Annotated in this window: 12 protein-coding genes; 4 read left to right on the top strand and 8 right to left on the bottom strand. The window is 71.3% G+C overall.

Features of this window, described 5'->3' with window-relative positions:
* Window positions 1-5: 5 nt before the first annotated feature.
* Window positions 6-1,265 (bottom strand): ATP-binding cassette domain-containing protein, encoded by a 1,260-nt coding sequence (locus tag J7656_RS11690; RefSeq protein WP_211553387.1) that lies wholly within the window; start codon window positions 1,263-1,265, stop codon window positions 6-8.
* Window positions 1,262-2,428: a vitamin B12 ABC transporter permease BtuC gene (gene btuC / locus J7656_RS11685; RefSeq protein ID WP_211553386.1), complete on the bottom strand. Its 1,167-nt coding sequence runs from the start codon at window positions 2,426-2,428 to the stop codon at window positions 1,262-1,264. The genes J7656_RS11690 and btuC overlap by 4 nt, the downstream gene beginning before the upstream one ends.
* 62 nt (window positions 2,429-2,490) lie before the next feature.
* On the opposite strand from btuC, the gene J7656_RS11680 reads away from it, so the two are divergent.
* Window positions 2,491-3,759, top strand: coding sequence for a PGF-CTERM-anchored ABC transporter substrate-binding protein (locus J7656_RS11680; protein ID WP_017342729.1), 1,269 nt, complete (start codon window positions 2,491-2,493; stop codon window positions 3,757-3,759).
* Window positions 3,760-3,806: 47 nt separating this feature from the next.
* On the opposite strand, the gene J7656_RS11675 is transcribed toward J7656_RS11680, so the two are convergent.
* On the bottom strand, window positions 3,807-5,054 hold the full coding sequence (locus J7656_RS11675) for a threonine synthase (protein WP_017342730.1): 1,248 nt from the start codon (window positions 5,052-5,054) through the stop codon (window positions 3,807-3,809).
* A 475-nt stretch (window positions 5,055-5,529) separates the two neighbouring features.
* Window positions 5,530-6,090, bottom strand: a complete 561-nt coding sequence (locus J7656_RS11670; protein WP_017342731.1) for a DUF8100 family protein — start codon at window positions 6,088-6,090, stop codon at window positions 5,530-5,532.
* A 98-nt stretch (window positions 6,091-6,188) separates the two neighbouring features.
* On the opposite strand from J7656_RS11670, the gene J7656_RS11665 reads away from it, so the two are divergent.
* Window positions 6,189-7,511, top strand: coding sequence for an NAD(P)/FAD-dependent oxidoreductase (locus J7656_RS11665; protein ID WP_211553385.1), 1,323 nt, complete (start codon window positions 6,189-6,191; stop codon window positions 7,509-7,511).
* Between the two features lie 151 nt (window positions 7,512-7,662).
* Here the strand turns inward: J7656_RS11665 and J7656_RS11660 are convergent, their stop codons facing one another.
* The 4 genes from J7656_RS11660 to J7656_RS11645 form a co-directional block, all read right to left on the bottom strand.
* Entirely contained in the window at window positions 7,663-8,838 is a 1,176-nt protein-coding gene (locus J7656_RS11660) for a thiamine pyrophosphate-dependent dehydrogenase E1 component subunit alpha (protein ID WP_211553384.1), read from the bottom strand.
* Between the two features lie 22 nt (window positions 8,839-8,860).
* Window positions 8,861-9,343 (bottom strand): hypothetical protein, encoded by a 483-nt coding sequence (locus tag J7656_RS11655; protein ID WP_211553382.1) that lies wholly within the window; start codon window positions 9,341-9,343, stop codon window positions 8,861-8,863.
* Window positions 9,344-9,458: 115 nt separating this feature from the next.
* Window positions 9,459-10,853: a hypothetical protein gene (locus J7656_RS11650; RefSeq protein WP_211553381.1), complete on the bottom strand. Its 1,395-nt coding sequence runs from the start codon at window positions 10,851-10,853 to the stop codon at window positions 9,459-9,461.
* Between the two features lie 72 nt (window positions 10,854-10,925).
* Window positions 10,926-11,966: an NAD(P)-dependent alcohol dehydrogenase gene (locus tag J7656_RS11645; RefSeq protein WP_211553380.1), complete on the bottom strand. Its 1,041-nt coding sequence runs from the start codon at window positions 11,964-11,966 to the stop codon at window positions 10,926-10,928.
* A 156-nt stretch (window positions 11,967-12,122) separates the two neighbouring features.
* Between J7656_RS11645 and J7656_RS11640 the strand changes: the two genes are divergently transcribed.
* Together J7656_RS11640 and J7656_RS11635 are read left to right on the top strand one after the other, a co-directional pair.
* Window positions 12,123-13,184 carry an amidohydrolase family protein gene (locus J7656_RS11640; protein ID WP_017342738.1) on the top strand — a complete coding sequence of 354 codons (1,062 nt, stop codon included), beginning with the start codon at window positions 12,123-12,125 and terminating at the stop codon, window positions 13,182-13,184.
* Window positions 13,184-14,059, top strand: coding sequence for a metal-sulfur cluster assembly factor (locus J7656_RS11635; protein WP_017342739.1), 876 nt, complete (start codon window positions 13,184-13,186; stop codon window positions 14,057-14,059). Before J7656_RS11640 ends, J7656_RS11635 begins: the two co-directional genes overlap by 1 nt.
* Window positions 14,060-14,066: the final 7 nt, after the last annotated feature.

The following is a 14,066-nucleotide window of genomic DNA, read 5'->3' as shown; positions in this document are numbered from 1 at the left end:
AGGGCTCACTCCCCGTCCGCGGTCGCGGCCGCGACCGCGTCGAGCAGTTCCCGACCGCCGATGTCGTACGAGACCGGAACGACTCGGTCCGCGGCCGCGGCCACCTCGGCGTTCGGGCCGTCCGCGGTCGGGCCGTCTGCGGTCGGACCGTCCGCCACGTCGCCCGAGCGCTCGGTCCCGACCGCGAGCGTCGCGTCCGCGTCGGCCGCGAGCTCGCGGGCCGCCGCGAGCGTCGTCTCGGGGGGCGCTTCGAACGGCGGGGCCGTCACGGCGGTCGCGCCCGCGTCCGCGGCGGCGCCGGCGGCCGCGTCGCCCGGGGGGACCACGCCGACGGAGGGCTCGTGGCCCGCGGCGGCCAGCCGGGCGACGACGCGCGCGGTCGGCCGCCCCGTACCGATCACGTGGACGCGCCGACTCTCGACGTCGCTGTGCGGGAACGCCGTCACCGCCGGCGTCCCGGTCGCCGGGTCGCGGCCGACGAACGCCTCCGCGTCGAAGGCGGTGCCGACGGTCGACGCGGACAGCACGGACTCCGGCGGGCCGGCGGCCCGGACCCCGCCGTTCGCGAGGACGACGACCTCGTCGCAGTAGCGGGCGGCGGCGTCGAGGTCGTGGATCGCGGCGATCGCCCCCCGGTCGCCGTCGTCGACGAACTCGCGGACCAGTTCGAGCGTCTCGACCGCGTGGTTCACGTCGAGGCTGGCGGTCGGCTCGTCGAGGAGGAGGAGCGGGGCCGCCTGCGCGAGGGCCCGCGCGAGCAGCACGCGCTGGCGCTCGCCGCCCGAGACCTCGGTGATCGACCGGTCGGCGAAGCGCTCGACGTCGGCCGCGGCCATCGCGGCGCCGACCGCGGCGTCGTCCTCGACGCCGTGCGCGTCGAAGCGGCCGAGGTGCGGCGTCCGGCCCATCTCGACGACGTGGCGCACGCGGAAGTCGAACGCGAGGTTCGTCGCCTGCGGGACGCTCGCGACGCGCCGGCCCACCTGCTTGGCCGACAGCGACGCGGCCGGGTCGCCGCCGATCTCGACGGTCCCCGCGTCCGGTTCGACCGCGCCGGTCACCGCCCGCAACACGCTGGTCTTGCCGGCGCCGTTGGGGCCGACGAGGCCGACGAGCGAGCCGGGTTCGACCCGGAGGTCGACACCGGAGACGACGTCGAGGTCGCCGAACGAGACGGCCACGTCCGAGGCCGACAGCAGCGGCGCGTCGCCGAACGAGAGCGCCGTGTCGGGGAGCGACGAGGGGGAAGAGCGGTCGGCGCTCACAGCTCCGTCACCTCGCGGGTCACGAGCAGGTAGACGAAGAACGGCGCGCCGACCGCGGCGGTGATGATCCCGACCGGGTACTCGGCGGGGGCGGAGCGCGCGACCGTGTCGGCCGCGACGAGGAAGGTGCCGCCGGAAAGCGCCGCGGTGGGGAGCAGCACCCGGTGGTCGGGCCCGACGACGAGCCGGAGCATGTGCGGGACGATGAGGCCGACGAACCCGATCACCCCGGCGAACGCGACGCCGGCGGCCGTGACGAGGGCCGAGGCCGCGAGCAGCACGCGCTTGGTGCGCTCCACCGCGATACCGAGCCCGCGCGCCTCCTCCTCGCCGAGCAGGAGGACGTTGAGGTCGCGGGCGTACGCGAGCAACACGAGAAAGAGCGGCGGCACGACGGCGGCGGTGACGGCCACCTCGCTCCACGCGGCGCCCGAGAGGTGTCCCATCAGCCACGCGACGATCTGCCGGAGCGACTCGCCCGCCTGTAGTTGGAGGTACGAGACGACCGCGCCGAGGAACGTCTGGACCGCGACCCCGGCGAGGAGGAGGGTCGCGACCGGGGTCCGACCGCCCCGGGTCGCGATGGCGTACACGCCGAAGGCGGCGACGAGCGCACCGACGAACGCGAAGAGGCTGGTCCCCGTTCCCCGCGAGAGCGCGACCTCGATGGGGCCGACGAGCGGGAGGGCGACCGTCGTCGAGAGCGCGGCGGGGAAGACGATGAACGCGACCGCGCCGACCGCCGCGCCCGAGGAGACGCCGATGATCGACGGGTCCGCCATCGGGTTGCGGAAGAAGCCCTGCATCACTGTGCCGGCGGCCGCGAGCGCGAACCCGACGAGCGCGGCCAGCAGGATCCGCGGGAGCCGCACGCCCACCACGATCTGCTGGTGGACGGAGTCGACGGGGAACGCGAACGGCGACGCGAACGCGAGGTCGACGCCCGGGATCGTGAGGAGGCCGACGCCGGGTATCGGCAGCGGGCCGACGCCGCCCGCGCTCGTCTCGATCCCCGCCGGCACCGCGACCGCGTTCAACACCGACTTCATCACGGTCTCCGGCGGGATTCGAACCGGCCCGATCCCGGCGCTGCCGACGACGACGACAGCGAGCAGCGCGGCTCCCGCCGCCGACCACGCCGCCGAGCGGGCCCAGGGTCGCATACGTACTCCAACACAACTTGTAGTAGGTAAATACTTATTGGACGAGCCCGCCCCTCGATCCGATGCGAAACAGCTTCGCGATCGCGATGGCCGTGCTGGTGACGACCGCCCTGATCGGCGGCGTCGCCGGGACGGTCGCGGGCGCACAGCCGACGATATCGACCAACGGACCGACTGCGGGCGCGCAGCCGACGGCGGGCGCGCAGCCGGCGGTCGGCGCCGCGGGCGCGACGGGGACCGGCCCCGCACAGACGGACGGCGCCTGCGGGTTCCCGTTCAACGCGACCGACGCGACCGGCGAGACGGTGACGCTGGAGGAGCGCCCCGAGCGGATCACGACGATCAATCCGTCGGCCGCGCAGACGCTGTGGGAGCTCGGCGAGCAGGACCGCGTCGTCGGCGTGAGCCAGTTCGCCTTCTACCTCGACGGCGCCGAGGAGCGCGCGAACGTCTCCGCCGAGTTCGGCGCGAGCGTCGAGCGCGTCGTGGCCACCGAGCCCGACCTCGTGCTGGCGCCGAACGCCTCGGCGGCGGACGTCGAGCCGCTCCGCGAGCAGGGGCTGACCGTGTACCACTTCCCCGCGGCGACCTCCGTCGAGGACATCGCCGAGAAGACGGAGACGATCGGCCGGCTCGTCGGCGCGTGCGACGCCGCCGCGGAGACCAACGAGGAGATGTACGACGCGGTCGACGCCGCCGAAGAGCGGACGGCCGACGTCGACCGCCCGGCCGCGCTGTACCCGCTCGGCGGCGGCTACGTCGCGGCGAACGACACCTTCATCGACGCGATCATGAACGTCGGCGGGACCGAGAACGTCGCCGCCGACGTCGGCTCGGGGTACCCGCAGCTCTCCGACGAGGTGATCTTGGAGACGGACCCCGAGCTAATCTTAGTCACTGACTCCGAGGCCGCCATCCTCGAGCAGGAGCCGTACGCCAGCACGACCGCGGGCGTCGAGGACAGCTACGTGGTGATGAACGTGAACTACCTCAACCAGCCGGCGCCGCGCAGCGTGATCGAGTCCACGACAACGCTCTCGAACGCGGTGGTCGAGCTCCGCGGCGAGGGCGGCGAGTCGACCGACGGCGCGGACGACGGCTCGACTGACGGCTCCTCGGCGGACGGCGACTCGTCGGGCGACGGTGACACGTCCGACGGTTCGTCGACCGACGGCGAGGACGGGAACGAGACGGAGCTGACAACCGCGGACGGGAACGAGAGCGACGGCGACGGAAGCGCCGAGAACACGGGCGACTCGGCGCCCGGGTTCGGCGTCGTCGCGGCCGCGCTCGCGCTGCTCGCGACCGGGCTGCTCGCGCGGCGAGACTGAAGGGCGAGGAGTGCGAGTCGCACGGACGCTGACCGACGTTCTCTCTTTTAAATACCTTGGCCCATCAGGTGGCTGCGCAGGATGTCCGGCGTCTTCAGGCCGGCGTCGCTGTTGAGCAGGACGACGGTCTCGTCGCCGTCGAAGAAGCCCTCCTCGGCGAGCGCCCACGCGCCGGCGGGGGCCGCGCCGCCCGCCGCGCCGGTCTCGACGACCTCGTTTTGCGCCACGGCGACCGCGCTCGCCAAGATGTCGTCGTCGTCGACGCCGACCGCGGTCCCGCCGCTCTCGGTGACCGCCTCGACGGCCGCGGCGCCGCCCGCGGGGTCCGGGATCTCCAGTTCGCCGCAGATGGTGTCGGGCGTCCCCCACGGCTCCGGCTCGTCGAGGCCGCGCTCGACCGCGGCCGCGATCGGCGCGCAACCCGATGCCTGCGACGCGACCACCTTCGGGGTGCCGTCGATCGCGCCGACCCGCTCCAGCTCCGAGAATCCCTTATAAACGCCGGCGACGACCTCGCCGGAGCCGGTCGGGACGACGACGACGTCGGGGGCGTCGCCGAGGTCGGCGACGAGCTCGAACGCGACCGTCTTCGCCCCCTCGTGGCGGTACGGCGTCGCGAACTCGCCGAGGTCGGTGTAGTCGGTCTCTAACTGCTCGTCGACCGCGGCGGCCGCGTCGGGGAAGCGCCCGCCGACCACGCGCATCTCGCCGCCGTGGACGTTCGTCATCGACTTGTTCGAGAACGCGCATCGGGAGGGGACGAACGCGTACGAGCGTAGGTCCGCCCGGCCCGCGTACGCCGCCATCGACTGCCCGGCGTTGCCCGGGCTCGCGCAGACGAGCGGCTCGACGTCCGCGCCGTCGGCCGCACGCTTCGCAACTGCGGTCACGGCGAGCGAGAGCCCGCGGTCGAGGACGGTCCCCGTGGGGTTCCGCCCCTCGTCTTTGACGTACACCGATTCCACGTCCAGCTCGTCGGCGAGTCGGTCGGTGGCCACGAGCGGCGTGGCGCCCTCACCCGCGGTGAGCGCGTCCTCCGCCGGGAAGGGGAGCAGCGCGTCGAACCGCCAGTGTCCCCGCGCCGTCGCGGGCGCAGCCCGAGCGTCGCCGCTCCCGCCGCGGGCCGCCGGGTCGAACAGGTCGTCCGGATCGACCGCGTCGTAGTCGTAGACGGGGTCGAGGCCGCGCGCCCCCTCGTCATCGTCGATCGACGCCGCGTCGGCGGTCTCGTGGATGCGTCCCGACGCCCGACTTTTTAAACCCCGAAACGCCGGCGTGGTCTCGAAATCAGCCATACCGAACGTTGCGGCGGCGGCGACTAATCGCTTCGCACTCCGGGACGGGCTGCCGGCGGACTGACACCACGACAACGCGGTGGCGCGTGCCGACGAGCGCCCGCAGGGCGCGAGTCGCACGCGCGAGGGAGTCGGCCGACCGGAGGGAGGCCGACGAGGCTGGGGAGGCGTGAGGCCGCGGTGCTGTGCGTTCCCGCGAGCGAAGCGAGTGGGAGCACGGAAGTCGCAGCCCGCGCAGCGAAGCGAGCAGGAACGTCTTCCGGAGGGGCGGGACTCGAAGGGGCAGCCGCGAGGCGGGCGCAGGCGACACAAGCACTGGAAGGAGCGAACGAAGTGAGCGACTGAAGCGCGCAGCGAGCGTGCGCCCGCCTCGCGGCTGGGGCTTCGGTGGCGTTCGCGTCGGCGTCAGTTTATAAAGAGGGGAATCCGCTCGCACGACGGAACCGAGTCTGGACCGCTCACCGGTTCCGATACATCACCACTGCGAGGGGGGTGGCAGTCGGAAGAGCGCGATCAGCCGACTGAGCGCGTACACCGCGGCGTACAGGAACGCAGACGAGGGCGCCGCGACGAGGAGCGCGAGGTACGTCCCGAACGTGGCGGTCCCACCGATTGCTCGGAACCGGACCGTCTGACTCACGGCTCGAAGCCGGTCCCACCGAAACGTGAGGACCGCCACCCCGCCGCCGAGCAGCGCCCCGGCGACGACGGCGACGAGGGCGGACGCCCCCGGAGACCGGAGGGAAGCGATGACGGCCGAGGTAGATTCGAATCGTCCCGAGACGACGGCGAGAAACGCAAACACCAGGAGCGCCGCGCCGAGCTGGAAGAGGTCTGCGGCTCGCGCGTCGACGAGACTCCTCGGCGAGGCGGCGTCCGGGTCGAACAGCCGGTCCGACAGCCCGAATCCGGCCAGTCCGAACAGGACGACCGGCACGCCGAGCGGGGCTCCCGCGTTCGACCCGTCGACGGACAGCCAGACGCCGAGCGGGACGAGGGCGAGGGACAGCCACCGGGCGAGTGCGACTCGATCCACGCGTGGAATGCGCCCGGTCCCGACAAAAGAGTGGTCACCGCGACCTCCGCGAGCCGATCCCGCGGCCGCTTATAAACCCGCGACCCGATACTCAACGTATGAACGGAGACGCCACGGTCGTCGGCGGCGGGCTGGCGGGGCTGGTCGCCGCGGCGAGGCTCGCCGAGGCGGGCGCGGACGTGACGCTGTACGAGCGACGGCCCGCGGTCGGCGGGCGCGTGCGGACGGAGACGGTCGACGGGTTCACCCTCGACCGCGGCTTCCAAGTCCTCTTCTCCAGCTATCCCGCGGTCAAACGCGAACTGGGCGCCGACGGGCTCGACGACCTCAACCTCCGGACGTTCGCCCCCGGCGCGACGATCTGCCGCCCCGGCTCGCGCTCGACGCTCGGCGACCCGCTCCGCGATCCGCTGTCCGCGTTCCCCTCCCTCCTAAACGACGAGGTCTCTTTCTCTGACAAGCTCCGGACGCTCGCGCTCCGGTACGACCTCGCGAACCGCGACGAAGAGAAGTTCTTCGCCGGCCCGGACGCCTCGATCCGCGAGTACCTGCGGGACTGGGGGTTCGCCGACGACTACGTCGAGAACTTCGTGGAGTCATTCTACGGCGGGATCACCCTCGATCGCACCCTCTCGACCTCCAAGCACGTCTTCGAGTACACGTTCCGCGCGATGGGTCGCGGCTCCATCGGCGTCCCCGCCGAGGGGATGGCCGCGCTCCCCGCCGCGCTCGCCGACCGCGCGCGCGAGGCGGGTGTCGAGATACGGACCGGCGAGGACGTCGAGTCGGTCCGCGTCGCGGGACAGGGCCGGATCCCCTTCCGGACCGGCTCCGCCGACGCCGACGGCGCGACCGTCGAACTCGCGGACGGCGCGACCCGCGAGACGGACGCGGTCGTCGTCGCGACCTCGCCGCCCGAGGCCCGGCGGCTCACCGGCGTCGAGTCGGTGCCCACGGAGGGCGTCCCGAACGTCACCGGCTGGTACGCGCTCCCCGCGGGCGAGTCGTTCGAGACGGGCGAGCGCATCCTGCTCAACGCGGCCGAGAAATCACCCAACGCCGTGGTCCCGATGTCCGAGGTCGCGCCCGAGTACGCCCCGGACGACCGCGCGCTTCTCGCCGCGACGTTCCTCGGCGAGGAGGCGCTCGATCGGTCCGACGAGGACCTCCGCGACGACGTTCACGACGCCCTCGACGCGTGGTTCCCCGAGCGCGACTTCGGGGGGCTGGAGACCCTCGACGTCCACCGGATCCGGTTCGCGCAGTTCGCGCAGCCCCCGGGCGTCCACGCCGACCTCCCCGACCCCGACGATCCGGAGGGACCGGTGACGCTCGCGGGCGACTACACCGAGTGGTCGTCGATTCAGGGCGCCTTGGAGAGCGGGCGGAAGGCAGCCGCGGCGGCGGCGGAGTATTTATAACCGATCGTCGTCGCGCCCGGACTCCCAGTCCGACTTCGACTCGCGTCGCATGCGATCGAGGTCGATGTCTCGGTCGCGAAGAACTCGCTTGATCGCACGGAGGCGGTCCATCGGATCCATCGTCTAAGTGCGTCTACTCGTTTCCAGATAATTAGTCTTCTCGCACAAACGCCTCTTCACCGTGCTCCTCGACGGCCGCGAGCAGTTCGTCGCGCTGGCGGCGGACCTCGGGAGGGAGCTCGGCGTACGCGTGGTCGAACATGTCGCTCGGATCGGGCTCGACCGACTCCGCGAAGTCGATCGCGTCGGCGACGACGTCGTCCGCCTCGTCGTGAATCGCCGTGACCCCCTCGTCGTCGATCCGGCCGGTCTCGCGGAGGAACGCCTCCATCCGATCGAGCGGGTCGAGCGCGCGCCACGGGTCCACGTCGTCCGGGTCGCGGTAGGCGGTCGGGTCGTCTGCGGTCGTGTGCGCACCGAAGCGGTACTCGACGAACTCAATGAGGACGGGGCGCGGCTCCTCTTCGTCGCCTCCGTCGCCGTCCGACTCGCCCCCGTCGCCCCGCGCCCGCTCGGCGGCCTCCCGGGTGACCGCGTAGCTCGCGAGGGGGTCCATCCCGTCGACGCGGACCCCCTCGAAGCCGTAGGCGGCCGCCTTCTGCGCGAACGTGTCGCTCGCGGTCTGTCGCGACTCGGGGATCGAGATGGCCCAGCCGTTGTTGTGACAGCAGAACAGCGTCGGCGTGTCGAAGACGCCGGCGAAGTTCATCGCCTCGTGGAAGTCGCCCTCGCTGGTCGCGCCGTCCCCGAAGTGACAGGCGACGACGCGGTCTTCCCCCTGATAGTCGAACGCCCACGCGGCGCCGACCGCGTGCGGGAGGTGTGCCGCGATGCCGATGTTGAGCGGGAAGACGTTGCCGTCGGCGATCGCTTCCGTCCCGGACTCGTGACCCATCCAGTAGGGGAGGTACTCGCCGAGGAGGTCGCGGACGACGACCGCGCCGTGCTCGCGGTACTGGTAGCTGATCAGGTCGTCGTCAGCGAGCGCGTGCGTCGAGCCGACCGCCGACCCCTCCTGGCCCGCGCAGGGCGCGTACGTGCCGATCCGGCCCTGCCGCTGGAGACTCACCGCCCGCTCGTCGAACCGGCGGGTGACCACTATGTCCCGGTAGATCGCGCGGAACTGCTCGTCAGACAGGTCCGGAACCGTCGCGTCCGGCAGGGGACTGCCGTCCGGGCCGAGCACGCGGTAGAGGTCCTCGTCGGCGAGGGGGTCAGTCGCGTCGTCGCGGCCGGACGCGCCTGCGTCGGCGCCGTTCTCGTCCATGTGCGATCGGTGTGGTCCGCGGTCACAAGGAATTAGCGGTCGCGTCGGCGGCCGACCCCGCTCGGCTCCGCCGGCGGACGAAGAGTATCGGCGGACCGATCAGCGCCCCGGCGGCCGTCGTCAGCCCGATCACGAGGGCGACGAGGAGCGGGGTCGGCCCGGCGGCGAGCAGGTCGACGCTCCAGACGACGAGGAACCACGCGGTCCAGCAGAGTCCAGTCCCGAGCGCCGTGAGCGCCCCGTACGCGACTCCCGCGGGATACGTGTACCGCTCGGGACGCTCGACGAGCAGCCACCAGACGCCGCCGCCGACGAGGAGCGCCGGCGCCGCGAGGAGCGGCACCGGGAACGTCTCGGGGAGCCCGACCACCTGTGTGAACACGCGCAGGACCGTCGACAGCAGTTCGGCGGTGACCGCGCCACAGGCGAACGCGTAGGCGCCGGCGTAAAGCGACCAGCGCCGCGCTGACGAGCGATCGGATGCGGGCGAGACGAGGCCGTCCATACGACGGGATCGTAAACGGACGACAAAGGCCTTCCCGTGGGTGAAGCGCCCATTTGAGCCTCGATCGCGACGCGTCCCCATCGTCGGGATTCCGGTCAGTGTGAGTCGAGAGCGCTTACTCGACCGCGATCGCCAGCTCGAACGGGCACGAGCCGTGTTCGCTCGGCGTCTGGTCCGGGACGCCCCAGGAGACGTGGAACAGGCCGCGGCTCGCGTACGTCCCCGTGGGCAGGTCCGACGGGACCCGGTACGTCGCGGCCATCTCGTCGCCCGCGGTGAGCGACTCCAGCGCCTCGCCGTCGCTGCGCCGCGGCTGCGGTCCCTCGACCCCCTCGGTCTCGACGATCTCCAGCGAGCGCCGCTCGCCCTCGTGGAAGGTCCAGAGGGCGCTCGGCAGCGCGCCCCGGCTCGTGAACGTGTACGGCCCCTCGACGTCGCCGTCGGCGTTCTCCGGGGCCGGAGCGACCGTGAGGGAGAACTGGCGAGCCGCGTCCTCGCTCGGGGCGACCGAGACCGACACCGGAAGGCGGTCGTACCGTGACTCGCCGACGATGACGCTGTACACCGTGCCGTCGATACGGTAGTAGACCGGCTCGTCGCGGCCCGCGGCGAACGCCTCGTAGGCGTCCGGCACGTCGTCGGCGAAGAGCTGGCTCCGGTCCGGCGTGCGCAGCGCGGGCGCGCGGTGGTCCGACGCCAGCGCGCGCTCGAAGAACGCGACCACCTCGTCGTCGATCGCCGCCTCGTCGACCACCGGGCGGTCCCACAGATCGCCGTCGGTCAGTTCCCGGATCGTGATCGCGTACGGCGGCTCCTCGTTCTCGACGGCCGTCTCGATCCGGGAGACGCCGCGGCCGTCCTCCAGGTAGTCGTACTCCTCGAGGAAGACGGCGACCGACTCTGGGCGGACGCACCGGCGGTACTCGCCGCGGGCCACGTTCGGGCCGTACGCGGTCAAGGCGTTCACGAACGTCTCGACCGCCGCGTCGTCGAGATCGCGCTGGCCCGCCTCGCGGAGCACGCGCTCCTCGTCGTACTCCTCGGCCGGCTCGTCGGCGAGCTCCGCGGTGAACGTCGGGAGCATCGGGTCGAACGCGTAGCGCGTCCCGTCGATCTCGACGTACGGCTTCAGCTCGCCGCGGTCGTAGACGCGGAACGCGTCGACGGCGGCCAGCAGCGCGTCGCTCGGGTCGTCGGTCTCGAAGCCGCCGTCGAGGGCGGCGGCGAGCGGTTCGCGCAGCGCGTCCGGGACCTCCGACTCGGGGACGACGTACTCCGGGTCGATCCCGCGGCTCGGCGACGGCTCGTAGGCGGTGACGACGTGCGGTACCGGCCGGAGTTCGAGGACGAGCGAACCGGTCGTTCCGTCGCCGTCGTCCGATCGGTCGTCGGTCCCGTTCGCGCCGCCGTCGGTCCCGTTCGTTCCCGGATCCGGTCCGGCCTCGCCGGCGCAGCCGGAGAGCGCGACGGCGGATCCGCCTATCGCCGTGAGGAGGGCTCTGCGCTCCATAATCTGGGGTGTTCGGAACGAACGATAAAAATCTTCTGTGGGCTACGGCGCGGCTCGCCGCCCGGACCCGACTCAGGGCGTGATGACGGCGCGCCCGTCGATCTCCCGGTGTTCGAGCTTCTCGGCGACCGTGTTGATCTCGCCGAGGTCGTACCGGCTGGTGTGGAGGTCGACGTCGCCCTGCTCGACGAGCGCGACGAGCTCCTGCAGCTCGGCGTACCGCCCGACGATGTTGCCGACGAAGGAGAACTCCCCGTTCACCAGCGCCTGCGACGGCTCGTGGACGTGGCCGCCGTAGCCGATGATGTGGTGGTCGCCGCCGGCGGCGGTGATCTCGGGGGCGTAGGCGGTCGTCACGTCCTCGCCGACGAAGTCGAGCACCTGCGCCGCGCCGGTGCCGTCCGTGAGTCCCTCGATCTCGTCGGCGACGTCCGCCTCGCTCGGGTTCACGAGGTGGTCGGCGCCGTACCCGTCGGCGAGGTCGAGCGCCGACTCCTTCAGGTCCACCGCGGTGATCCGCGCCGCGCTCATCGCGTCAAGGCACTGGAGGCCGATATGACCGAGCCCGCCGACGCCGATGACGACCGCGTGGTCGCCGGGGTTCAGGTCGGCGACCGCCTTCTTCGCGGCGTGGTAGGCGGTGATCCCGGCGTCCGCGTGGGGCGCGATGTCTATCGGCTCGACGCCCGACGGCAGCGGGATCACCGAGCGCTCGCTGGTGTGGAGGTACTCGGCGAAGCCGCCGTCGGTGGTGAGCCCGTTGAAGGCGTCGTTCTCGCAGTACATCGTCTCGCCGAGCCGACAGGGGCGACACGTGCCGCAGGTCTGGACCGGGTGACAGATCACCGGGTCGCCCGGCGAGACCAGGTCGACGTTGTCGCCCGTCTCGACGACGGTGCCGGCGTTCTCGTGGCCGAGGGTCAAGGGGAGCTCCTGCGGGACGTACTCGGCCCACATCCCCTCGATGATGTGGTTATCCGTCTGGCACCACCCCGCGCCCTCGACCTCGACTATCACGTCGTCCGGGCCCGTCGCGGCCGGCCGGTCTACCTCGTCGATGGTGAGCCCCTCGCTCATGTCGTCGGTGTACTCGTGGAGTCTGGCAGCTTGCATGTGTCTCACACTCTCGTACACACCCACATAAACATTCGTTACGGATCTATCCCGCTCGGGTAACCAGCGTACGTCCCAAGATCGCTCAGCTTACCATTGGTAACAATACTGAACGATCCTTATAGTTATATGAGACCAACACTCACACCAACTCGTATGTACGAGATGGACGGCGAGGAGATCTTCGTCATCGACGGCCACGTTCACCTGTGGGACGCCCGACAGGAGAACATCATCCACGAGGGGGGCGAGCAGTTCATTCAGTGTTTCTACGACTACCACACGGGATTCACCCCGGAGGAGAAGCAGTGGGACATCGACGAGTATCGCCACTACGGCGCCGACAAGATGACCGAGGACCTGTTCGGCAACGCGGCCGCCGACATGGCGATCTTCCAGCCGACGTACCTCGACGACTTCTACGACGAGGGGTTCAACACGACCGAGCAGAACGCCGAACTCGCCGAGGAGTACCCCGAGCGGTTCGTGTTGAACGGGAGCTTCGACCCGCGCGACGGCGAGGAGGGCCTGCGGTACCTCGAACATCTCAAGGAGGAGTACGACATCCCCGGCGTGAAGCTGTACACCGCCGAGTGGCGCGGCGAGTCGAAAGGGTGGCGGCTCGACAGCGACGAGGCCTTCGAGTTCTTAGAGAAGTGCGCCGACCTCGGCATCGAGAACATCAACGCCCACAAGGGGCCGACGATCCGCCCGCTGAACCGCGACGCGTTCGACGTGAAGGATATCGACGACGCCGCCTCGTCGTTCCCGGAGCTCAACTTCATCGTCAACCACGTCGGGCTCCCACGGCTCGACGACTTCTGCTGGATCGCCGCCCAGGAGCCGAACGTGTACGGCGGGCTCGCGGTCGCCTCCGCGATGACGACGAACCGCCCGCGCAAGTTCGGCGAGATCATGGGCGAGCTGCTCTACTGGCTCGGCGAGGACCGGGTCCTGTTCGGCTCCGACTACGCACTGTGGAACCCCGACTGGCTCGTCGACCAGGTGATGAACGCGGAGCTCACCGACGAGCAGCGAGACGAGTACGGCGTCGAGCTCGACGTCGAGACGATGAAGAAGGTCATGGGCGAGAACGTCGCGGAGCTGTACGACATCGACATCGAGGAGAAGAAGCGCCAGTTCCGCGACGACGACATCACCGAGCGGTTCGACCTCGGCGCCCACTACGGCGGGGACGCGGGGGCCGCCGCGGACTGATGTCGGGGAGCAGCGCGGACCCGACGAGCGGCGCGGGCGACGATCCCGCGAAGCGACAGGCGGTCATCGAGCGGCTCGACCGCGTTGAGGACCCGGAGCTCGCCCGCTCCATCGTCGAACTCGACTACATCGACGCGATCGAGATCGACGGCGGCCGCGTCGAGGTCCGGTTCACGCTCCCGACCGCGTGGTGTTCGCCCGCCTTCGCGTGGATGATGGCGACCGACGCCCGCGACGAAGTCGAGGGGCTCGACTGGGCCGACGAGGCGCGAATCGAGCTGTGCGACCACATGCACGGCGCGGAGATCACGACCGGCGTCAACGCTCGCGACACCTTCGGCGAGACCTTCCCGGACGCGGACGGCGGAGTGGCTGAGGTGCGCGCGGCCATCGCCGACAAGGCCCGCGTCTCGACGCAGCGCGCAGCGGTCGACGCGCTGCTCGACGCCGCCGTCGACCCGGAACAGGTCGTCGCGCTCGACCGTTCGGACGTCGACGTCGCCGGCGACGAGGCGCACGTCGACCTCGGCGGGCTCTCGGTCGTCGTCGACGCCGACCCGATCGCCGACTACCTCGACCGCGTCGAGACGAGCGGCCACGTGACGGGCCCCGACGACACGCTGTTCCTGACGCCGGAGGGCGACCCGATCCCGGCCGAGCGACTCGACGTGGTCCAGAAGCGCTCCCGGCTCGCGAGCGTGAACATGGGCGGACAGGGCGCCGTCTGCGACGCGCTTCACCGCGCGCGCCACGGCCCCGACGGCCCGGACGGGTCCGGCGCGTCGTACGTCGATCAGTCGGGCGGCGAGCTGTCCGCGTACGACGGCGACGTCGACGAGTTCACCTCGACGTGGACGCTGAGCAGCGACGACTGACTCACGG

The organism is Halorubrum ruber (assembly GCF_018228765.1).
GTDB classification, from domain to species: Archaea; Halobacteriota; Halobacteria; order Halobacteriales; family Haloferacaceae; genus Halorubrum; species Halorubrum ruber.
This window is presented reverse-complemented; position numbering and strand designations above follow the sequence as displayed.